The 22,344-nt window shown below is 36.0% G+C and carries 27 protein-coding genes; 12 read left to right on the top strand and 15 right to left on the bottom strand.

All coding sequences use genetic code 11. The features are described from left to right. Window positions 1-15: 15 nt before the first annotated feature. From HII32_RS05770 to HII32_RS05755, 4 genes are read right to left on the bottom strand one after another with little or no spacing between them, the layout of a single operon-like run. Window positions 16-1,044 (bottom strand): L-threonylcarbamoyladenylate synthase, encoded by a 1,029-nt coding sequence (locus HII32_RS05770; protein WP_172189245.1) that lies wholly within the window; start codon window positions 1,042-1,044, stop codon window positions 16-18. Then, window positions 1,034-1,912, bottom strand: coding sequence for a peptide chain release factor N(5)-glutamine methyltransferase (prmC, locus tag HII32_RS05765; RefSeq protein WP_172189243.1), 879 nt, complete (start codon window positions 1,910-1,912; stop codon window positions 1,034-1,036). The genes HII32_RS05770 and prmC overlap by 11 nt, the downstream gene beginning before the upstream one ends. Further along, on the bottom strand, window positions 1,905-2,987 hold the full coding sequence (gene prfA / locus HII32_RS05760; RefSeq protein WP_172189241.1) for a peptide chain release factor 1: 1,083 nt from the start codon (window positions 2,985-2,987) through the stop codon (window positions 1,905-1,907). Before prfA ends, prmC begins: the two co-directional genes overlap by 8 nt. A 20-nt stretch (window positions 2,988-3,007) precedes the next feature. After that, window positions 3,008-3,577 (bottom strand): thymidine kinase, encoded by a 570-nt coding sequence (locus tag HII32_RS05755; RefSeq protein ID WP_172189239.1) that lies wholly within the window; start codon window positions 3,575-3,577, stop codon window positions 3,008-3,010. A gap of 184 nt (window positions 3,578-3,761) precedes the next feature. Between HII32_RS05755 and HII32_RS05750 the strand changes: the two genes are divergently transcribed. Next, a complete protein-coding gene (locus HII32_RS05750; protein ID WP_172189237.1) occupies window positions 3,762-5,108 on the top strand; it encodes a Mur ligase family protein in 1,347 nt (448 codons plus the stop codon). Beyond that, the gene (locus HII32_RS05745; protein ID WP_172189235.1) at window positions 5,108-5,815 is read left to right on the top strand and encodes a type 1 glutamine amidotransferase; all 708 of its coding nucleotides are present in this window, start codon (window positions 5,108-5,110) and stop codon (window positions 5,813-5,815) included. The genes HII32_RS05750 and HII32_RS05745 overlap by 1 nt, the downstream gene beginning before the upstream one ends. Before the next feature lie 26 nt (window positions 5,816-5,841). Here the strand turns inward: HII32_RS05745 and HII32_RS05740 are convergent, their stop codons facing one another. The 3 genes from HII32_RS05740 to HII32_RS05730 all read right to left on the bottom strand — a co-directional run bounded on the left by HII32_RS05740 (window position 5,842) and on the right by HII32_RS05730 (window position 10,500). Next, window positions 5,842-6,852 carry a serine hydrolase domain-containing protein gene (locus tag HII32_RS05740; RefSeq protein ID WP_172189233.1) on the bottom strand — a complete coding sequence of 337 codons (1,011 nt, stop codon included), beginning with the start codon at window positions 6,850-6,852 and terminating at the stop codon, window positions 5,842-5,844. A gap of 83 nt (window positions 6,853-6,935) precedes the next feature. Continuing rightward, on the bottom strand, window positions 6,936-8,765 hold the full coding sequence (locus HII32_RS05735; protein WP_172189231.1) for an ABC transporter ATP-binding protein: 1,830 nt from the start codon (window positions 8,763-8,765) through the stop codon (window positions 6,936-6,938). Further along, entirely contained in the window at window positions 8,758-10,500 is a 1,743-nt protein-coding gene (locus HII32_RS05730) for an ABC transporter ATP-binding protein (RefSeq protein ID WP_172189229.1), read from the bottom strand. Before HII32_RS05730 ends, HII32_RS05735 begins: the two co-directional genes overlap by 8 nt. Window positions 10,501-10,675: 175 nt before the next feature. On the opposite strand from HII32_RS05730, the gene HII32_RS05725 reads away from it, so the two are divergent. After that, window positions 10,676-11,005 (top strand): hypothetical protein, encoded by a 330-nt coding sequence (locus HII32_RS05725; RefSeq protein ID WP_172189227.1) that lies wholly within the window; start codon window positions 10,676-10,678, stop codon window positions 11,003-11,005. A 157-nt stretch (window positions 11,006-11,162) separates the two neighbouring features. Here the strand turns inward: HII32_RS05725 and HII32_RS05720 are convergent, their stop codons facing one another. From HII32_RS05720 to HII32_RS05685, 8 genes are all read right to left on the bottom strand, one after another. Continuing rightward, window positions 11,163-11,462 carry a hypothetical protein gene (locus tag HII32_RS05720; RefSeq protein WP_246224872.1) on the bottom strand — a complete coding sequence of 100 codons (300 nt, stop codon included), beginning with the start codon at window positions 11,460-11,462 and terminating at the stop codon, window positions 11,163-11,165. Window positions 11,463-11,519: 57 nt separating this feature from the next. After that, complete coding sequence (locus tag HII32_RS05715; protein ID WP_172189225.1) at window positions 11,520-11,885, bottom strand: DUF805 domain-containing protein; 366 nt, start codon at window positions 11,883-11,885, stop codon at window positions 11,520-11,522. Window positions 11,886-11,971: 86 nt separating this feature from the next. Continuing rightward, window positions 11,972-12,310 carry a hypothetical protein gene (locus HII32_RS05710; RefSeq protein ID WP_172189223.1) on the bottom strand — a complete coding sequence of 113 codons (339 nt, stop codon included), beginning with the start codon at window positions 12,308-12,310 and terminating at the stop codon, window positions 11,972-11,974. Window positions 12,311-12,342: 32 nt separating this feature from the next. Next, window positions 12,343-12,690, bottom strand: a complete 348-nt coding sequence (locus HII32_RS05705; protein ID WP_172189221.1) for a hypothetical protein — start codon at window positions 12,688-12,690, stop codon at window positions 12,343-12,345. 314 nt (window positions 12,691-13,004) lie between these two features. Then, the gene (locus HII32_RS05700) at window positions 13,005-14,165 is read right to left on the bottom strand and encodes a site-specific integrase (protein WP_172189219.1); all 1,161 of its coding nucleotides are present in this window, start codon (window positions 14,163-14,165) and stop codon (window positions 13,005-13,007) included. Window positions 14,166-14,490: 325 nt separating this feature from the next. Further along, entirely contained in the window at window positions 14,491-15,366 is an 876-nt protein-coding gene (locus HII32_RS05695) for a hypothetical protein (RefSeq protein WP_172189217.1), read from the bottom strand. Window positions 15,367-15,541: 175 nt separating this feature from the next. After that, on the bottom strand, window positions 15,542-15,991 hold the full coding sequence (locus HII32_RS05690; RefSeq protein ID WP_172189215.1) for a GNAT family N-acetyltransferase: 450 nt from the start codon (window positions 15,989-15,991) through the stop codon (window positions 15,542-15,544). Between the two features lie 100 nt (window positions 15,992-16,091). Next, window positions 16,092-16,997, bottom strand: a complete 906-nt coding sequence (locus tag HII32_RS05685; RefSeq protein ID WP_172189213.1) for a helix-turn-helix domain-containing protein — start codon at window positions 16,995-16,997, stop codon at window positions 16,092-16,094. A 162-nt stretch (window positions 16,998-17,159) separates the two neighbouring features. Between HII32_RS05685 and HII32_RS05680 the strand changes: the two genes are divergently transcribed. The 9 genes from HII32_RS05680 to HII32_RS05640 all read left to right on the top strand — a co-directional run bounded on the left by HII32_RS05680 (window position 17,160) and on the right by HII32_RS05640 (window position 22,241). Further along, window positions 17,160-17,342 (top strand): hypothetical protein, encoded by a 183-nt coding sequence (locus HII32_RS05680; protein ID WP_172189211.1) that lies wholly within the window; start codon window positions 17,160-17,162, stop codon window positions 17,340-17,342. Between the two features lie 63 nt (window positions 17,343-17,405). Next, window positions 17,406-18,080 carry a Rha family transcriptional regulator gene (locus HII32_RS05675; RefSeq protein ID WP_172189209.1) on the top strand — a complete coding sequence of 225 codons (675 nt, stop codon included), beginning with the start codon at window positions 17,406-17,408 and terminating at the stop codon, window positions 18,078-18,080. Between the two features lie 13 nt (window positions 18,081-18,093). Further along, on the top strand, window positions 18,094-18,369 hold the full coding sequence (locus HII32_RS05670) for a helix-turn-helix domain-containing protein (RefSeq protein ID WP_172189207.1): 276 nt from the start codon (window positions 18,094-18,096) through the stop codon (window positions 18,367-18,369). A 72-nt stretch (window positions 18,370-18,441) separates the two neighbouring features. Continuing rightward, window positions 18,442-18,702: a hypothetical protein gene (locus HII32_RS05665; protein ID WP_172189205.1), complete on the top strand. Its 261-nt coding sequence runs from the start codon at window positions 18,442-18,444 to the stop codon at window positions 18,700-18,702. 133 nt (window positions 18,703-18,835) lie between these two features. Continuing rightward, window positions 18,836-19,198 carry a hypothetical protein gene (locus tag HII32_RS05660; RefSeq protein WP_172189203.1) on the top strand — a complete coding sequence of 121 codons (363 nt, stop codon included), beginning with the start codon at window positions 18,836-18,838 and terminating at the stop codon, window positions 19,196-19,198. A 157-nt stretch (window positions 19,199-19,355) separates the two neighbouring features. Further along, a complete protein-coding gene (locus HII32_RS05655) occupies window positions 19,356-19,697 on the top strand; it encodes a hypothetical protein (protein ID WP_172189201.1) in 342 nt (113 codons plus the stop codon). A gap of 85 nt (window positions 19,698-19,782) precedes the next feature. After that, window positions 19,783-19,989, top strand: a complete 207-nt coding sequence (locus HII32_RS05650; RefSeq protein ID WP_172189199.1) for a hypothetical protein — start codon at window positions 19,783-19,785, stop codon at window positions 19,987-19,989. Between the two features lie 19 nt (window positions 19,990-20,008). Next, window positions 20,009-20,806: a bifunctional DNA primase/polymerase gene (locus HII32_RS05645; protein ID WP_172189198.1), complete on the top strand. Its 798-nt coding sequence runs from the start codon at window positions 20,009-20,011 to the stop codon at window positions 20,804-20,806. Then, window positions 20,799-22,241: a virulence-associated E family protein gene (locus HII32_RS05640; RefSeq protein ID WP_172189196.1), complete on the top strand. Its 1,443-nt coding sequence runs from the start codon at window positions 20,799-20,801 to the stop codon at window positions 22,239-22,241. Before HII32_RS05645 ends, HII32_RS05640 begins: the two co-directional genes overlap by 8 nt. The last annotated feature ends 103 nt before the right edge of the window (window positions 22,242-22,344 follow it).

Below are 22,344 nucleotides of genomic sequence, written 5' to 3'. Positions count from 1 at the left end.
CCTCCCTAATGGTTACTACTTGAGTAATTCACCAACATAGGTTTGACCAGCTGACTTATTCAAACGATTCATATAAGCAGCTCCTAGTCCAGTTGGTTCAAACCCTTTCACTATAATAGTATCGACATCATTTCGATTATCAAATTCACGTAACTCTTTAAATAACAAATGACTAGCGGAAATAACATCATTTCCTAAAGAAATCAGTTCCGCATTAGCCGGCCAATCCAACTGGTTTTTAATGTCATCAGTGGTCATAATTCCCACCGGTTTAGTCTGAGCAGCAACCCAATCACGTACAGCTGTCCAATCATTATCATCGTTAACAATATATACTTGAGCATTGGGAGCATAATGTTTGTATTTCATACCAGGAGCCTTAGGGACTTCTGTTACGCCAACATGATGGTGTTCATCATTCACCTTGGTACCTAAGATAGTCTCTAATTGTTCTTTAGCAATTCCACCCGGTCTTAATATAGTAGGAACGGTCACCGACATATCCAATACTGTCGATTCCACCCCTACTTTAGTTGGACCATCGTCAACAACTGCCGCAATTTTACCATCTAAATCATGAAGAACATGTTTCGCCGTAGTCGGACTGGGTTTTCCAGAGGTATTAGCAGAAGGTCCGACCAACGGAACCCCCGCTGTAATAATCAAATCCAAAGTGGCTTGATTAGCCGGAAACCGAAATGCAGCTGTATCTAATCCACCAGTCACGGACTTTGATAATGCATTGGGCTTTAACTTAAAAATTAAGGTTAATGGTCCAGGCCAAAATGTGTTCATTAATTTTAATGATGCATCATCTAATGGTTGTGCGTATTTTTGAACCGTTTCAATATCAGCTACGTGGACAATTAAGGGGTTATCACTAGGACGTCCCTTAGCAGCATAGACTTGCTTAACGGCTGCCTCATTGGTTGCATCAGCACCCAGGCCGTAGACCGTTTCAGTAGGAAAGGCTACTAACTGTCCCGCGTTAATCAATGCAGCGCCTTCTTTAATCGTAGCTTTATTTAATATTTTAGTTTTCATGTTCAGTTGTTACCCCCAAATCTAATCTTACCATTCGAGGCTTTTTGGCAACGTCTCGTTTTACTTCAACTAAGTTATTAGGAAATTGGTGTTTCATAATTTCAGTGATTGCTTGTCCCTGCTGAAAGCCAATTTCAAAAAATAATTGACCATGATCAGTTAAGTGCTGGTTAACCCCCGCAACGATTTTTTTATAGATTGCTAAGCCGTTGTCAGGGGCAAACAAAGCCAATGCAGGCTCAAACTCTAATACCCGTGTATCCATGAGTTCTCGTTCATTCTCAGCAATATACGGTGGGTTAGATACAATCAAATCATATTGCTGAGAAATATTATCAAACACATCACTTAACACAAAATCAACAGCAACTTGATTAACAGCTGCGTTATTTTGAGCTACGGCCAAGGCTGATGATGAAATATCACTACCTACCACGTGCCAATTAGGTCGTAGTTTTTTTAACGTAATCGCAATCGCTCCAGTACCAGTACCAATATCTAACACTGATAATGGTTGCTGTTGATCTGGATAAACTGAGAGAATCCAGTCAATTAATTCAGCCGTTTCAATACGGGGAATCAACGTGGCCTCGGTTACCTTAAATTCATTACCATAAAAATGAGTTTTACCAACAATATATTGTGGCGGTTTATTTTGCAATAATGCTTGAATATCTGATTGAAATTGTGCTTGCTGAGTGGCGGTCATTTTAACCCGAGAATTAATAATTAATTCCGTTGTCGAAAAGCCAAACCGTTCCCGCAATAAAAAATCAACATCGAAGCTATCGCCAACCGCTTGTTTCATCACCTGATTAGTCGCCCATTGACGAGCCTGACCAAAAGTCATTGCATCAGAACTATTCATTATTTAGTTGTTCCAACTTAGCTGCTTGATCTGATAGAACTAAGGCATCAATAATTTCTTCCATGTCACCATTCATAATCCGATCAAGTTTATTAAGGGTCAGGCCAATTCGATGATCAGTAACCCGGTTTTGTGGGTAATTATACGTTCTAATTCGTTCTGAACGATCCCCAGTTCCCACTGCTGATTTTCTTTCAGCATCATACTGATCTTTTTCTTGTTGTGAATAGTAATCATAAACCCGAGCCTTTAAAATTTTCATAGCTTTAGCACGGTTTTGTTGTTGTGAACGTTCATCTTGCATGGCTACTACAATTCCGGTTGGCAAATGTGTCATTCGAACTGCAGATGAGGTCTTGTTAATATGCTGGCCACCAGCACCAGAAGAACGATAAACATCGGTCCGAATATCTTTAGGATCAATTTCAATATCCACGTCTTCAGCTTCTGGCATTACCCCAACTGTGGCAGTAGAAGTATGAACTCGTCCTGCTGATTCAGTAGCTGGAATTCGTTGAACTCGATGAGCCCCATTTTCATACTTTAGCTTGGAATAAACATTTTCACCCGTAATCATCAAAACGATTTCTTTAAAACCGCCCACTTCAGTATCACTGTGATCCACGATTTCAATCTTCCAACCTTGTTTTTCAGCATAACGTGAATACATTTCAAATAAATCAGCAGCAAACAAGCTTCCTTCGTCACCACCAGCAGCGCCATGAATTTCCATAATGATGTTCTTGTCATCATTAGGGTCTTTAGGCAATAACATAATGGTTAATTGATGTTCTAGATCTTCCTTTTCATCTTTTAGATCAGCAATTTCGTCCTTAACCATGCTAGCCATATCATCATCGAGTTTTTCACGCATCATTTCTTCATCGTCAGATAAATTAGTGACCACTTCTTGATAATGTTTAAAAGTGGCTACGGTGTCACGTAAACTACCTTCTTCTTTAGATAATTTCATGAAGCGTTGGGTATCAGCAATCACTTCGGGATCACTAATTAATTCGTTTAATTCATCATAGCGATCAACGACCGCTTGAAGTTTTTCAAATATTTCGTCCATTCTATTGATTCCCTCTTTCTTTAAAGTAATGGGTGGTTATAATGCTTGCGGCAAACCGGATAATAAGACTCATTGCCTCCCATTTGAATCTGCTCACCTTCGTAAACTGGTCGACCATCATGAATTCTTAAATTCATTGTTGCTTTTTTACCACAGAACCAGCAAATGGTTTTCATTTCTTCTATTTTGTCAGCATACAACAATAAATATTTGGAACCTTCAAAAAGCTGATTTTGAAAATCATTTTTTAATCCGAACGCAATAACTGGAATTCCCAGTTCATCAACAATTTGAGCTAATTGCAAGACGTGTTCTTTTCTTAAAAATTGAGATTCATCAATCAAGATACAGCTAGCGTTTGAGTCAATTGCTTGAACCGCTTCAAAAATATTAGTATCATCATAAATCACATGTGCCTGGCGCTCCAAACCAATTCGTGATGAGACCATTCCCTTTTTTTCACGAGTATCCGTTGCACTGGTCATAATAATGACACTTTTATTTTGTTCTTCGTAATTATGGGCTACTTTGATTATTTCAATAGTTTTCCCACTGTTCATTGCTCCATACCGATAAAATAGTTGAGCCATAATCTCACCTTTTCCTAGACATATTCTTATCTATTATACAAAAAAACGAACTTCATTTCATTGTTTTATCAAATAATGATTTATTTGAATTTTGCAAAGAACAATGACAAAATAATACATTCCGCTCAAGATATGGTAAAATTTATCTTTAACGATTATGGATATAAATTAAGGAGTGTCAACAATGTCACTAAAAAGTTCAATTGCAACTGCTGCCGGCAAAAGCTCCTATTGGTTTTTACATACCTTTAGAAATGGTGGTAGTTCGTTACCAGGTAAAATAACTTTAAAACTAGATCCTAATATTTTAGACGAACTAGGTAAAAATTATGATGTAATTGTCATTACCGGTACTAACGGTAAAACGTTGACAACCGCTTTGACAGTTCAAGTTTTAAAAGAAAAATATAAAAATGTTTTAACCAATCCGTCTGGCTCCAATATGGAACAAGGCATCGTTACCACTTTCTTAACTGCTAAACGCAGCAAAAATCAACGACCATTAGCCGTCCTGGAAGTTGATGAAGCCAATGTAATTAAAGTTACTCAACATATTAAACCCAAAGCGTTTGTTTTCACTAATATTTTTCGAGACCAAATGGATCGATATGGTGAAATTTACACGACTTATAAAAAAATCATGGATGGGGTTGCATTAGCTCCTAATGCGACGATTATCGCTAACGGCGATGCTCCGATTTTTCACTCAGTTTCATTGCCTAATCCTATGATTTATTATGGATTCAATAATCAAGCTGATGGTGATATTAAGGCTGATCCCAATACTGATGGCGTCTTGTGTCCTCGTTGTCAACACATTTTACATTACCACTTCATTACTTATGCTAACTTAGGTAAGTACTTCTGTCCTAACTGTGGCTACAAACGACCTGAATTAAACTATCAAGTAAACAAACTAACTGAACTAACTCCTGTCTCCTCATCATTTGAAATCGACGGTGAACCAATGAAGATTGGTATCGGTGGTGTTTACAACATTTATAATGCTTTAGCCGCTTATGCCGTCGGCCGCTTCATGGGCGTTACACCTAAGCAAGCTCAAAATGCATTTCAACGAGATGAACGTATCTTTGGTCGCCAAGAAGAAATCAACGTGGATGGTAAAAAAGTTACCCTAATTCTAGTTAAAAATCCGGTGGGCTTAAATCAAGTAATTGATACCATCGCCAGTGATAAAGATCCGATTTCTTTTATGGCCTTTTTGAACGCTAATTACGCTGACGGGATAGATACTAGTTGGATTTGGGATGGCGACTTTGAACGTTTAAATGACTTAAATATTAAGCAATTTGTCACTGGTGGTGAACGCTACAAAGATATCACCTTCCGGCTACAAGTAGCTGGTGTGCCAGATGATCAACATATTATTGAACCAGATTTAACCAAAGTTCCTGAACTAATCAGTAAAATGCCAACTGAAAAGGTCTATATTTGCGCTACTTATACTGCAATGCTACAATTACGAAAAATGTTTGCTGATCAAGGCTTTATTAAGGGAGGAATGGAATAATGCAATATAGTTTAAATATTGCCCATTTATACGGCGACCTAATGAATACTTACGGTGATATTGGTAATATTTTAGTTTTACAATATTTCGGTAAGCAAATGGGCGTCGAAGTAACTTCTGAAGTAATCAGTTTAGGCGATAAATTTGATCCTGATAAATTTGATTTTGCTGTTTTTGGTGGTGGTCAAGATTTTGAACAAGCGATCATTTCACCAGACTTAATTGAAACTAAAAAAGCAGACTTGACCAACTTCATTGAAGATGGTGGTTCACTTTTAGCTATTTGTGGTGGTTACCAATTATTAGGTCACTACTACATCGGAGCTGACGGTGAAAAAATCCCTGGTATCGGCGCTTTGAATCACTACACTGAACAACAAAATGACAATCGTTTTATCGGTGACATTGTTATTCAAAATAGTGAGACCGGCGAAAAATATCATGGCTTTGAAAATCATCAGGGAATTACCTTCCTTGGTGATGGCGAAGCGCCTCTTGGTGAAGTAGTAGAAGGCCACGGTAATAATGGTGAAGATGGTACTGAAGGTGCCATTTATAAAAACGTTTATTGCTCATACTTTCATGGCCCTATTCTGGCTAGAAATAGTCAATTAGCCAAACGGATGTTATTAAATGCTTTAACCCGTAAGTATCCTGATGCTGATTTCAGTCAAATTAAAGAAATGACACTTCCAGCTACTTATTAATAATAAAAAAGACACCTAGCAAAATGTTAGGCGTCTTTTTTATTTGCAAAAATTTGAATTAATTTTTCTCTTTTTTGTTGATAAATTGCAGTGGTTTCATGCATATTTACCCGGTTAGTTAAAAAAGCCAGAGCTACTTGCCGGTGTCTATCCAAAATTAATACCGGACCAGTAAAACCAGTGTGTACCAAATATTCATGACCATCCTCATGATGACGTAAATCCCAACCAAAAGAACGATCATTAGTATGTTGGGGCGTTTGATCCCTAAATAACTGTAATTTCATTTGATTACTAAGTACCATTTCTTTGTTGTTCCAATTGAGTAACCATTGACTAACTTTAATTAAATCTTCTAAGGACGCAAATAGACCGGCCGCACCACTGTGTTCACCTAAAATGAAGGTTTTAGGATCATGAACTACCCCTTCAATAAGGCCTCGTTTCTCATCGACAGCAGTGGGCACTACCGTTAGTGTGCTGAACTGAGGTTCAAAAGTTGCATCTGGTAATTGTAACGGACGTATAACACGGTCAGTAGCCAATTGATGAATATTTTCTCCCGTAATTTGTTCAGCTATCCAGCCTAACATTAAAAAATTAATATCCTGATAACGAACCTGTTTTCCCAATTGATTACCACTGCTTAATCCTAATAAAGCCTGCTTTAATTCAGTAGCTGCTAATTGATTACGATTAGGGATATAACCAACCACATCACTAGTATGAGTTAGTAAATGGCGTACTGTGAGTCGTGAGTCACGCCATTGGGGTAAGTATTTACTGACTCGATCAGTTAGCTTCAATTGTTTTTTTTCAATCAATTGCAAGATAACCGGCGTGGTAGCAATAACTTTCGTTAATGAAGCAACATCGTATAACCCTCGCTTTGGATGGGGTTTTCGTTCAGGATATACTTGTAAATCACCATAAACTGCTTGTTTTACCTGATTAGGGGTAATAACCGCTATTTCTGCTCCCGGAATGATTTCTTGATCAATTAATTTATTAATATAATTCTTTAATTCAGCAATCATTCGATTCCCCTCCTCTTTTCCTGAATAAGTCTATTGTACAAAAAAAGACGTTACTTGACTAACTGTCAAATAACATCTTTTTATTATTCTAGGTTGTTGCCTAAGAATTGTGAATTATAAAGATCAGCATAGAAACCATTTTGAGCCATTAATTCATTATGATTTCCAGTTTCAATGATCTGACCATGATTCATGACCACAATATTTTGAGCACTTTGAATAGTCGACAAGCGGTGAGCAACCACAAAACTAGTTCTCCCTGCTGATAAGCTATCCATCGCATCTTGAATCATTTTTTCAGTACGAGTATCTACTGAAGAAGTAGCTTCATCTAGAATTAAAATTTCTGGATTAGCTAAGAACGCCCGCGCAATCGTTAATAATTGTCGCTGACCTTGTGAAATATTACTTGCATTTTCATTTAAAATGGTTTCATAACCATTAGGCAATTCTCGAATAAATGTATCGGCATGAGCTTCTTTAGCTGCTGCATAAACATCTTCTTCACTGGCCTGTTCGTTGCCATACTTAATGTTGTCGAAAATAGTTCCCGTAAATAGCCAAGTTTCTTGCAATACCATCGCCATGTGACTTCGTAGTTCAGATCTGGTTATTTCTCTGGTATCTTGTCCGGTTAATTTAATAGAACCGGAATTAATATCATAAAAACGTTCCAACAAATTGATAATGGTGGTCTTACCAGCCCCAGTTGGCCCCACAATTGCTACCATTTCACCGGGATCAACCTTCAGATTAAACTGTTTAATTAATGGTTTATCTGGCACATACGAGAAATCAACATCTTCAAAGTGAATCTTGCTCTTATCGTTTGGATCAACCGGAATATCAACTTCTTCACCAGTCATTTCAGGTTCATCTAAGATTTCAAAGATTCGTTCCGCAGAAGCAATTGTTGATTGGATGGTGTTAGTCAAGCTAGCTAGTTGAGTAATTGGTTGCGATAACATATTGGTATATTGTAGAAATGCTTGAATATTACCCAGTGATACCTGTCCCTTAGTTACTTGAATCCCACCAATAACCGCCACAAACACGTAATCTAGGTTTTTAACCAAGTTCATTAGTGGATAAAGAAAACTAGAAACAAATTGAGCCTTCCAAGAAGCTTGATAATATTTTTCATTTTGTTTCTTAAAATCATCAATCGTTTGTTCTTCACGATTAAAAGTCTTAATCACATTATGACCAGCATAACTTTCTTCGGTCATACCGTTTAAAGTTCCCAATTCTTTTTGTTGCGTACCGAAGAACTTCTGTGATTTAGGAGCCACAATACCAACAATCAATCCACTAACTGGCACCGTAACTAATGCTACCAAGGTTAATTGCCAACTAATGGTAAGCATCATGTACAATACCCCAAAGAACATGAAAAAACTAGTAATCATTTGGGTCAAACTAGATTGAAGCATGGTATTAATGTTATCCATATCATTAACGGCCCGTGACATTACATCCCCATTAGAGTGTTGATCATAAAATGAGATTGGTAATCGTTGCATTTTAGCCTTCATATCTTTTCGCATTTGATAAACGATACTTTGCGAAATTCGTGACATGATAATTTGTTGTACTAACTGAGCTAACCCAGCTAAAACATACAGAACAATGACCTTGATAATGATATCCATGATCTTAGTGAAATTAATGGGAAAAGCACTCATATGAATGCCGGCCTTTAATTGTGCCGTACCAGCCATTACTCCCTTAAAAATTTCGGTAGTAGCTTTTCCTAAGATTTTAGGGGTGACAATCTGTAGGTAAACTCCTAACAGCGCCATCACGATTGCAATAATAATTCCCGGCATCCATCGTTTGGTATAGCCAATTAGGCGCGCAGTCGCATGCCAAAAATTATTAGGCTTTTTTACTGCTTGGTTTGGTCTAGGCATCGACTACGTCCTCCTTTTTAATTTGTGAATTCAAAATATCACGATAAATTTGATTATTAGCCACTAATTCTTCATGCGTTCCTTGGCCAACCACTTTACCTTCATTCATTACTAAAATAATATCTGCATCGGCTACCGTTGAAATTCGTTGAGCCACAATAACACTAACAGCATTTTGAATCTGTTCATCATCACGTAAACTCATCCGCAATTGCGCATCGGTTTTAAAATCCAACGCTGAAAAAGAATCATCAAAAATATAAATAGATGCCTTTTTCAAGATAGTTCTAGCAATTACCAATCGTTGGCGTTGTCCACCGGAGAAGTTAGCACCATCTTGTTCAACAACATAATCCAAGCCACCCTTATCATCAGTTATGAATTCAGCAGCCTGAGCGACTTTTAAAGCATGCCAAATTTCATCATCGGTGGCGTCAGGTTTACCAAATTGCATATTTTCCCGCACTGTACCAGAGAAGAGCACCGCTTTTTGTTGGGTAATCGAAATCAATGAATGCAAATCATGTTGTGTCATTGCATTATTGGTTACCCCATTCACCAAGATTTGACCACTTTCTGGATCAAACAACCGCGGAATTAAGTTCACCAATGTTGATTTACCAGAACCAGTTCCTCCAATAATGGCTACTGTTTGTCCCGCCTTAGCGCTAAAGTTAACATCAATTAAGGATAGTCGTTCAGCACCTGTATAGCGAAAGTTAACGTGATCAAATACCAATGAACTATTCTTACTGATTTGAGCAAATGGGACTGGTTGCTTAGGATCTTTGATGGTGTCATCAACATCCAGCACTTCGTTGATTCGTTCTGCAGAAGCGGATGCTCTAGGAATGAAAACAAAAATCATTGATAACATCATAAAACTGATTAGGATTTGAGCGGAATAAGTCATAAATGAGATTAGATTTCCCACCTCTAAAGCTTGAACGCCAATTAGCTTACCACCATACCAAATAATGGCAGCATTAGTTAAACTAAGAATTAACGTCATTACCGGCATAATAAAGGAAACAATCGTAAAAACCTTCATTCCCGTTTTGGCAAAATCCTTGTTGGCCACATCAAAACGTTTTTGTTCAAATTCATCCTGGTTAAAAGAACGAATAACACGAACACCAGTTAAACCTTCTCGAAAAATCAAATTAATTTTATCGGTTTTCTTTTGCAGGCTCTTAAATAAAGGCACCGCAAAATACATAATAATTCCCACTAAAACTGCTAATAGTGGTAATGAAATTAAAAAGATAGTAGTTAATGATGGGCTCTTGATGTAAGCCATCACACCTGCACCAATCAACATAATCGGAGCCATTAACATCATTCGTAAAATTTGAACCATCACATTTTGAATCTGAACAACGTCATTTGTAGTTCTAGTATCTAATGATGATTCGCCAAACTTATTACCATCTTCATCCGAAAAATTCATTACTTTAGTAAAGAGATCATTTCGAATATTGCGACCCATCTTCATAGATTGAGTAGCCGCTAAGTAAATATTTCCACCAGCTGCTAATAAGCCCAAGAATGATACAAAAATCATTTGAAATCCTTGATGCCAAATGTAGCCAATATCATTGACTGCAATTCCTTTATCAACAATATTGGAGGTGACGGTTGGCAAAAATAAATCACAGGCAACTTGTAAAATCATAAATACAACTGCCCCAAATACTGCCCACCAAGACAGCCTTGACTTTGCTAATTTAAACAATTCCTTACCCCCATTAATGAGTTAAATAATACTAAAAGATAAAAGCTATTATACGCTTTTCAATTACCAATGACACGGATCATTTTACCTTGAAATGTCTAAATAAAGAAAAAAATTAACCTATTTTCTCAAGTTTTGTTAGAATGGGAATGAAAATAATCTCAGGGAGGTTCTCATGCTAAGTAATTCTGACACAATTTCTCAAGTTCTTGCATATATTAAAAATCATCCCGATAAAGCAGTCATTAATGCTGGTTATTATACTAATGCAATCGATGCTTTTATTGCTGATACCACTAAAATCAGTAACGCCGACCGTTTCTTTCCTGATCATAAAGTCGTAGTAAACAGAATGGCGCCAGAGTTTATTGATGCCAACGGAGATTTGCTCGATTATTTTTATGATAAAACCAAACAAGCGGATCAAAATTATCATGATTTATGGATTACTACTGGTCATATCGCTGAATCTAATAAGTATTTAATTGAACTTTCATTTGAATAAATTTAAAAAGGTAGTTCTCAAGCATTTTGAGAATTACCTTTTTTAAATATAATATTTAATGTTTTTTATCAAACTAGAAATGGCTTTATTAAGGCCTTTGTTTAATTTATCATAATCTGCTTTGTTCGATTTTTTATTATCCGTATTAAAATTTTTCCTAACCTAATTGTCCATTTAAGTAAGCTTTCACAATAATTATTCCCAAACCTATGATGATTAGTAGCGCTGAAATCCAAGCTAATCCTTTATTTCGACTTTGGTAATGAGTAAAAAAGCCATAACGAACTTTAGTATTTAAAACATATATAAGTATACCTATACCAAAAATAATTGAGCCGATTAAAATAATTATATCCATTGTGATTCCCCCTAAACTCCCAGCTTTTTTAGTCGTCAGAATTTGGACTTGGAAAGTAAAAAAGTACCTAACCAGAACTAAAACAGTTTCCTTTTTCATTAATCCCGTCAGCAGAATCGAACTGCTGTTAATCACCAAAACGGGACGCCCTTACTTTTAATTCCAGCGACTTCGCTTGGATGGTAATACCATTAATATAAAGAACCAGATGGTACCAATCAGTGGAATAATACTAATTAAAATCCACCAGCCTGAACGATTAGTATCGTGTAAACGACGTACTTTTAATGACCAAGTCCCTAACCAAACAATAAAAGCTACTATCTTAGAAATAATATTAAGATGAAAATCAGTTACATTATAGATGCTATCAATAGGATGACCAACCACTAATTGAATAATGGCAATAATAATTCCGCCCAAAATGTAGTTGATGATAATTGGCCACCAGTAATCAGATCGGTTAGCAACCCCTGAAAAATTAGTAATATTATGCCAGAAACGTTTGTATGATTCAACCATGTTATTCACCTCCTTTCGCAATTTTTAATTTACTCTTTATGTGGCTACATGGTCCTCATGAAAATTGCCGGGGCAAGTAACAAAAATTATTTACGGTACGTATGCCAATATGAATTTGATGTTAACTTGTGGCGACCAATATAATGAACATGAATAATCGATCCATTTTTGTCTTTCAAACTATATTTATTTTTTCCCAGATAACGCCATTTGACTTTCTTACTTGTTTTCTCACCAGAATATTTAAATGTATACTTGGTTATTTTAAACACGTAATGATAATTATCTTTAGCACGCCAACAACCACGCAATTTTTGAGGGATGGCTGATGTATGCCATTTAGCAGCATTGGCTGTGGATGCATTAACAATCATTCCTAAGGATAAAGCTGTAACACCAGTTAAGATAACATTAATTAATTTCATTTTGATAGACTCCCAATACATAAATTATTTAATTATCTGATGCCGGTTTTAAACCAATGGCCTTTGGTATTATAAACAGCATAAGTATAATAACTGTTGGTATTGAACAGTTTACTTTCCGATAGCCATAAAAAGCTAGATCCATGATGAATTTTTAAATGAGTCTCCTTTTTTACAGTGTAGTTTTTGACCTTGTAACTGTAAGCACGAGGAATAGTATTGTGAATTTTTGCGATCTTAACCCGCTTAGTAGTAGTTACCCAGTGTGGACGTAAACACCAAGTATAACTATGAGCGCTGGCGGTAATACTGGATGTGGCCATAATGCTACTAAATGTCAGAGCGGTTAATCCCGTTAATATGTATTGCTTAAACTTCATGGTAAATCATCCAAATCTTAGCCCCTCAACTAAGTTAATTGCCAGCTTTTAGAGTCGTCAGGATTTGGACGTAGCTTATTTGATTGTGTGGTTTTAAAAACGTATTTTAAATTTCATCATATAACTTTTAATTTACTTATTAGATTACATAAGAAAAGCCGGTACCAAGGCATTTAACTGCTAATGATAACGGCTGATATACACTAGTTGGGTATACTGGTTCTGACCCCCGTATCCTAACAATGCTTATATATCAGCATTTGCAGCCCTTTTAGGGGCTATTTTTTTATGTTTGACTACCCCTTTGACTACCCCTAAAAATTTACATACTTAGCTAGTCGGTTGCTCGTTTCATTTTTTACGGGCTTAGTGACTGCTGTATATATATCTAAAGTAGTGTTGTAACTAGAGTGTCCTAATTGTTCTTGAACTGCTTTGACGCTTGAACCTGACTCAAACGCCAGCGTTGCATAAGTGTGTCTAAAGGCATGAACCGTTACATGTTTTAAATCATATCGGTTTAAGGTATGCTCTAACCACTTACGGGGTTTAGACGGTTGCAACATCTCGCCCCGCTCGTTAGTAAACACATAACTTTCTTTTTGGTTCACATTGAAGCCTAGTTGTAACAGTAATTTTCGTTGTTCTATTTGCCAATGATGAAGTACCGAGACAGTTGTCGGGTCAATGGAAATATTTCGATTAGACCGCCTTGTTTTAGGCGATTGAATCACCAGTTTAGCATTGTCACCACGTGATTGAGTTTTATTAATAGAAATGGTGTTATCCCTAAAATTAATATCTTTCCACGTCAATGCCAAAGCTTCACCCTTACGCATCCCACTAAAGGCCAGTAACCTAAAGAATGGATATGCTTGCGGAGCATTGTCATCATCTTGTAAGCATTCAAAGAAGTGTTTAAGTTCATCTTTGCTATAATAATTTTCCAGATTATCCCTAGAGCGATCATTCTTATTCTTAGGAACAATCACTCGTTTAGCTGGATTATAACTAATCAGACCAATGTTAATAGCAAAGTCCAATACCTTACCCACATAGTTTAAAAAGGTATGATACTTTGACAGTCCAGCATTAAACCAGTCGTTAATAGCTTGCTGACAATGCCTAATAGTGATCTTAGAAATACGATAATCGCCAAACACTGGCGTAATGTGTAACCTGAATATTCTTTCAGTAGTCACCCATGTACTTTCTTTAACGGTTTGCTTGTATTGCGTAAACCATAAGTCGTATACTTCATTAAAAGTAGAATTTTGATTGGCCATACTATTAAGCTCACCTTTTTGTAGTTGAATCTCTAATCGAGATAACGCAAGGCGGGCTTCTTTTTGTGTCTTAAAACCACGGCGGGTTGTTCGCTTCTTCTTTCCAGTTAATGGATCAGTACCCAAATATAACTGAAATTGAAATAACGTGTTACCGTCTTTGTCTTGATACTCTTTAATATTTGTCATAATTTATCCCTCTCATATCGTACCGGCGCAAGGCATGTTATGTTACGGGATGACCAAGCTTTTAAAGTCATCAGGATTGGACTGGTATGTATGTATATATTAATTTTAAAAGTTTATAAAATACGTGGTATAACGTGGTATCGTGGTACATCCCTTATATACCAAGGGATTAGAGATTTGGTAACGTGGTACACTGGTGGTACAACGTGGTAACATTATCAAACTAAAGTGATTGGTGCAAATTTAGCATGAATCATTTTTTACTTGGTTTAATCCCTTTAACGGAATCGAACCGTTATTTAATCACCAGATAAGGGATGTTTACTTAATATTCAGAAACCCATTTACCATTATTCATTTTCCAACTATTGGTGTCTAAAGTCCCGCCTCGAAAATATTGTACTTTACTCCAATACTTAGCTTTAGAGTATTTTTCTCCATGTGGAAATACAATTTTTGATTTAGAACTAGGGCTATACGGAGAATATATTCTTTTTATGGAACTATCAAACCAACTATTATATGGCTGAAATTCGCCGTTAGCTTTTATAAAATAAGTTTTAGAGCCATATCTAATTCTTAGAACGTCGTCCTTACCCTCGTTGTCCCATTTAGCATAATATTTGTGGTAAATACTCTTTACAGTAATATGCTTTCCTGATTTCTTTTGGGCACTAGATGAAGAAGTATATAACTTTTGTGAACCATAATCTGCTTGTAGGTAAGCAGATGAATAGTCATCAAAATAGAAACCATTATATTTGGCAGTTTTATATTTTATTGGCTTTACATATTTTTTCCACTTAGCACGGGAATTCATAGCTCCAATATGATACAAATATGTATTTCCACCTTTTCTATACATCTTCCAACGACGGCTACTATTGGCTCCCATAGTCGCATATGCGTTTAGTGTATAGTACTTTTTGCTGACTTTAGCAAAAGCAAGTTTGCGCCAGCCTGACCAACTACTCTTATAGTCAGCCTGACCATTAGTATAAATAGAATACTTGTTTACTTTCATGGTATCGCCGTACGAATTATAGTAAGTCCCCCGCCAACTAGCAGGCATAGAGTATCGAACGTTTTTAAATGGTTGATAATACCTAGAACCTAATGCGGTATCAGGGGTTAATGTATTTACAACCATCCCGAATGATAGAGCTGTAACGCCTGCTAATATGTAATGCTTAAACTTCATGGTAAACCCTCCAAATCTTAGCCCCTCAACTAAGTTTAATTACCAGCTTTTAGAGTCTTCAGGATTTGGACGTATATAGTACTAGCTTATATGGCTAGTACTTTTTTGTTTGGTTAGAAAAAGATGAGGGGGTCGCATTTCACGACCCCAGAGTTTTAGCTAATTTACGAAAATACTATCTTGATTTTGTCATTGTATAGTTTATAAATTTTTGCCCTCTTACTTGAACGTGATTTTCTTGTTTAACTTGGTATCCCTTATGCTCAAAAAAGGCACGTGAAGTTATTGAAGCATGTACAAAAAGTAGCTTAGTACTTACTTCATATTCCAGTCTACTTAACAATACTGATCCAAGGCCTTTATTTTGATAATCAGCATGAATAAAAAACATATCTATATAGCCGGTATCGTCAACATTACCAAAACCTAGAATAGCGTTATCTTGAGTAATAACTTTAGAATGAGTAGAAAGTAAATTATTATTTAACTTGGTTGTATCTATATTTATCCATGCCTTAATTTGATTTTCAGAATAATCTTTTGAATTAACAACATGAACTGTATTTTGAAATAGATCATAGACCTTATTCAAATCATCAACTAAGTAATTACGTACTTTTATCATCTTATTCATTCCTTGTAAGTTAATCGATTTGTTGACGTTAAAGCACTATCCTATATGGTTAGTGTTTTTTAGTATGAAATTATTCATATATTCTAATTGCTTAGTTATTTTTACTATCCAGTACATCAAACAAATCATCGTTATTTAAAATAGCGCTCGCAATCTCGGCAGCTAAATAACTACCTCGTTCTTGTATAAATCCTTGAGAGTCTTCTTTAATGTAAAACTGGCTTAAATTATTTTTTTGAGATTGTTTAGGTTCTTTAGCAAATCTAATTATTGAATATGCTACTTCAATCTTCGTTACAAAACTTTTTTCTTGATTGGGAATAGTTAATTCAGATGATAGATTTTTAAAAAATGGAATTCTTAAAATTAAATTTAGAAAAGTATCAGCAGTTTTAGGAGAATAAACCGTGCGCTCATATAATTCTTTAGGTTCAGATGAATTTTTTAAATATAAGTTATCTTCCGTTAAAAATTTACCATCTAAAATTTCCATTGATCCTCCTATTGCCTCAATGGAAGAAGCAATTAATCTTCGATCCATTTTGGACAATAATTGAAACCTTAAATAATCTCCTTCAATACCTAAGTAAGCGGTAGGATAAATGCCTTGTTCACTTTTATAATCTTCGCTTTTTGCATCTTTTAAGAACGCTATGCCTAAGATAATTCTAGGTTCGGCGGAAACATTTTTTCTGCTATTTACTATTTTTTTTATATGCTTCGATTTGCTTGCTAAAAAGTTATCATCATAAATTCTAAAATTTTCTATTAATTCAAATCCAACTTCTTTAATCCCAAAGAAATTAACCATTGGAATATTAAGATATTCAGATATTTTAGTTAATGTTTCAATCCTAGTTTTATTCGGGATGTATTCTGATTTGCTCAAATCAGTTAATGTAGTTCTAGATAATCCCGTTCCCTTACTTAACTCGCTAACCGTAATACCTTTTTCCTTTAAGAACTCAGGAATATTTGATTTTATTTTGGAATCCATAAACTCACCTCCCTTTTATAATATATGCTTTTTTAGAGAACATCAATGATTTTTATTATTGACATATAGTGAACAATAAATTAAGATTTATTTGTCCATTAAAAATATATTTTTAATTAAATAGTGTTCACTAAAAAATCAGAAAGTGAAGGGGAGATAAAATTGTCAAATAATACTATTAGAACAAAAATTAAGCAAGCACGTTTAAGAAATTGGGAAGTTGCAGAAAAAGTAGGCATTTCGGATAGTCGCTTTTCAGTTTGGTTGCGGACACCGTTAAACGACGAACGCAAAGAACGAGTACTAAAGGCGATTGATGAACTTACCAAAGAATTACACGTTTAAACGCAAAAAAGCCCGCCAGCATAAGCCAGCGAGCTAGTAAATTATTGAAAGGATGGCTATATTATGGACTTTAATTTCATGACTGACAAACTAGTATTTCTAAATTCTAACGATGTGAACGCTGAACCATATACGACTAGCGATATTATTGCCGAGTATGCGGGAATCCAACATCGTTCAGTAAATAAAGTAATTAATAGAAAAATGAAAAAGCTACAAAGGTCAGCTCCAGTGCGATTTAAAATCGCAGACAATAAAGAAAAAACTTTCATATTAAACGAAAAACAGGCGATTTTGTTACTAACACTTTTAAGAAATACAGAACGTGTTGAGAATTTTAAAGTTGCCTTAGTAGACGCCTTTTGTGATATGCGGGATGAAATTGCTAGAATGCGAATCAGTTACGATCAAGGCAAAGTAGTTTCTAAGGATTTGGGAGATGCCATTAAGGCTAGTTCATTGGCTGATAATAAGTATATCTATTCTAATCTTAACAGGCTTATCTATAAGCAAGCCCTTGGCGTTAATGCTAATCAGTTAAGAAAAGAGCGAAACATCCCCCAATACCGGAGTTTAACTCAATACCTAAGTGTTAAAGAGCGGGATGCCGTCAATAAGGTTAAGAATCTAATAATTGCCCTGCTTACTCTAAATTATGATTATCAGCAGATTAAGCAGACCTTAAAGAACAAAGGCGTTATTTATCAAATCCAGTTATCTATGCCAGTCAATGCTTAAGGAGGTTTAAATTATGGCGATTTCAGTACCATTGGAGCTTTCAGAAAAAACATTAAAGCAACTACAACAACTTATGTTAGTTAGCGCCCAAGATGCTTTTAAGCAGGCTTCACAACAACAAAGTTTTAGACCATGGATGACATTATCGGAGACCGCTGAATATATGCACATCTCCCCCAATACCCTTAATAAATTCATCAAACAAGGATTACGTCCATCCCTAGTTAACGGAGTTCAACGAATTAGCCAAAAGGAAGCGGATAGATTTTACAACGAACACCAAATATAAATCAGTATGCCGGCGCAAGGCATTTGTTAAATGTTCATATGGTAACTACCCCATAAGAAAGAAGTGAACAACATGAATAATTTTAATGATGAGTTAAATCATTTATACAGAAGTGACCGTAATTTATTCGCCGTCAGTCAAGAACTAGACCAGCTAGTAACATGGGTAAATGAAGCCGTTAACCAAGGAAGATTAAAAGATAATCAGGTGGACAACATCACGACTTTGGCCAGAAGTATCCAGATTAATTTAAACGGCTCACGACGGGATCTGCAGACTACTTATTATGGTCTAAAAGATAAAATCATCCCGGTAATCGGTGAAACTAATTAGGAGGAAAAGGCTATGTTATATCTAATTTTAGGTAAGTTATTCGCTGGGATATTGCTGTTAGGAACTCCCCTAGTATTAGGCATTTTATTGGGACGTTACAGCAAGCAATTCCATAGCTAGGAGGACTTTATTAATGACTTCTTCAACTAATCAACTGACAGATTACATTTACCCTAACGAGGTGGTTAACGCCTTTGCACAACTGGACGACAAAATCTTTAAGTTAATGGTTCAGGCCAACGGATTAGCCAAAATGAACGCTGTTGCTAGTGATTATGTATTAAATGAATTACAGCCTCAAATTGAAGCCCAATTAAAGTATTTAGATGATTACCGTGGTCTTGAGGAATGGCAATTAAAGCAAACCACAAAGCGCCTAGTTGAACTTATTAATAAGAATGATGACATTGCCCAAAGTGCTGAAGAAAACTTAGCAGTAATCAAGTCAAACATCCGCAAAATCAACCGACGTTACAAATTACTACAAGTTAAGTAGCATTTTAATATTTTTAACTAAGGATAGGTAATTAACGATGACAAAAAGGCGCAAAAAAATAGACTGGTTTACTTTGGCGAGTACCAGCCTATCAACTGCATTGAGATATGCGTAATGCGCCTTTTATTGTAACCGAATAAGAGGAGAAAACACAATTATGACTAAAAACATTAATAAAATTGAATTAATTAGCAATTTGAAAGATACACAACGGAATTTGGAAAACTTTGTTCGCTACGAGGAGTTTATTACCTCATCATTTGATCTAGCTGGTAAAGGATTAGACCACTTTACAGATCCGGTTAACCCGTTAAAGTTATCTTCAGAAGACTTAGAAAGTCTATTAGATGAATGGTCAAATACTATTTATCAATGTAAGACAATGATTGTCGGTCTATCTGATCGGCTTTGGGATAATGACCGCTGGCTAAGAAGTTTACAAGAAACAATCAAAACTACCCTAGTCAGCTTAGAAAATGGCGGTGATTTAGATGAATAACATTATGGACTTAAAAATTACTAATCTTTCCGAGCAGGCAAAATCTTTAAGCGAATCGGTGAATGGTTCAGCCTATGTAATTGAGATGATTGACGATTTGTTAGATAAACGTGAAATTGTTGTAGACTACAGCGCTGTAAATGATGAACAAACTAAAAGAGTTATGCAAGCAAATGATTATTTGCTTCTTCAATTAGAAAACGTCTTGAAGTATTTACAATCTAATGCACGTCATACCAGTAGTGAATTAGATACTTTGAGTTGTGAACTTGAAACTTTGCACATGGATTAAATTAAATGAGGTAAATAAAATGAATCAATTACAGGAATTATTTAACCAAGGTTTTTCTGTTTTCCCACTAGCTACCAATAGTAAAACCCCTACTAACAAACAGCAGGGGTTCAAAAATGCTACTACTAGCCTAGAAACGTTTCAGCAGTTACAAACTAGTAATAACAATAATGTGGGCATTCTGTTACGAAATGCCGGCTTAATCGTGGTAGACATTGACCGACACGAGAACGGAACGAATGGGATTGAATTAATGGCCAAGTTATCCAAACAAGGTAAACATTTGCCAGAAGATACCTATATCGAAATGACTCCCAACAAGGGGCTTCATTACTTTTACAGCTTTAATTATACCAGTAGTAACTACCCCAACACTATTAAATTATTTGATGGTGTAGAAATAAAAACAAATGATATTATCGTAGCCCCTAGCAAATTATCCGGGATTAATTACACGCCTATTAATAACTGGACAGATGTAAAAGAAGCTCCTCAATGGCTTATCAATGAAATTAATCACCGTATTAACCCTACTTCATCCCGTGATTACAGTTATAAGTCCACCGTTAAAACGTGGACAGGTAAATTATTAGATGAAATTATTCAGCCTAATTTTAACAATGGCGAGCGGAATACGGAGCTAACTAAATTGGCCGGTAAAATATTAGCTACGGGATGCACTTCTCAAACCGCCTACACTTTCTTGTTAATGGCTAATAGTGCCCTAGCCGACCCATTGCCAGATAATGAAGTGAATACTGTCTTTAAATCTATTTTGAAGCGTGAAAGTAAAAAAGTAGGTGGCCTAGTTGGTTAAATTACCGGATGAAATAGCTGAATTAGGTGCTAAACGTGATGAAAAGATTAATACAGCTAATGATTGGCAAGACCAATTACGCCGAACTACTAACGGCGGTTTATATAAAAGCTCAATCACTAATGTAGAGCTGATTTTTAAGCATGATGAGCATTTAAGTGACTTAATCCAATATGATGAATTTTCAGGTCAATTAATTAAAACCCATAGCGATTCTTTAGTAGGACTAGAAAAAGGCTATCTAGTTGATTCAGATAATGCGGTTATTCGCTCTTACCTAGATCGAGTTTATCAAGTAACCTTTGCACAAGATATTATCATGGATGCCCTAGTGACCACTGCTCAATTAAATAAGATCAATCCTTTAAAGAGCCGAATTGAAGCCCAAAAATGGGACGGCAAGCCACGAGCCGAAACTTATTTTATAGACTACTTAGGCGCTAACAATAACCACTACACCCGTACCGTTACCCGCAAATGGTTAGCTGGAGCGGTTAGCCGAGTTTATCATCCCGGTTGCAAGTTCGACATCATCCCTATTCTAGAGGGTGGCCAAGGATTAGGAAAAAGCGCCAGTACCAGAATTCTAGCACCGGAATACTTCACCGATAGTATGAAGAACATGGGTAAAAGTAAAGATGATTATCAGCTATTAATTGGGAGTTGGATTGTTGAAATTGCTGAATTATCCGCTATGAAGAAAACAGATTTGGAAGGTATGAAGAACTTTACCAGTGCTGTTTCTGATCGTTATCGGGCTAGTTACGGTCGTTATAGTACCGATCATCCCCGCAAGAATGTTTTTATTGGAACGACTAACCAAACAGACTACTTAAAAGATGCCACGGGTGAAAGACGTTTCTACCCCATTAAATGCGGAGTAAATCGCCCCACTAAGAACCCACTTGAACCTAATGAAGATGACATTTTGCAAATACTAGCAGAAGTTAAGACTTGGGTGGACGCTGGCGAACCATTATATTTTGACGAGCAGACTATCCAAGAAGCTAAAGTTTATCAGCAAGAAGCCCAAGTAATTGATCCGGTTAAAGACGCTATTCTTGATTACATCAACATGGATGTACCGACTAACTGGAATGAACTAAATAACAACACCAAGCGTAGCTATTACCAACGTTATCAAAATGGTGACGATATGGACGACCTAGGAGAATGGTTAGACCAAAAACTAGATAACCAAAAAGAATCTATGCAAATGACTTCATCGGCTGAAATTATGGCGGTCGTTTTCGATAAGTCCGTGGATCGCTATTTAACCGGTCGAACCAACAGCGAGGCAAAGAAAATTAAGTTAATTATGGATAATGAAGATGATTGGAAAGCGTCTAGAAGAAAAATAAATAATCGTTTTCAACGGGTTTATGTAAGAAAAATTGATGCGGATATGATGAATCAGTTAAAGAGCCAACAATAATAATCATAATTATTGAAAAGATACCACATGTTACCACGTTATACCACGCTAATCGTTAATATGTTTAGTATGTAATTACTGATATACCAAGGAAAGTACCACG

Source organism: Lentilactobacillus kribbianus (assembly GCF_013184075.1).
Lineage (GTDB): Bacteria > Bacillota > Bacilli > Lactobacillales > Lactobacillaceae > Lentilactobacillus > Lentilactobacillus kribbianus.
The sequence above is the reverse complement of the archived record's forward strand: the minus strand, read 5'-3'. Positions and strand labels throughout refer to the sequence as shown.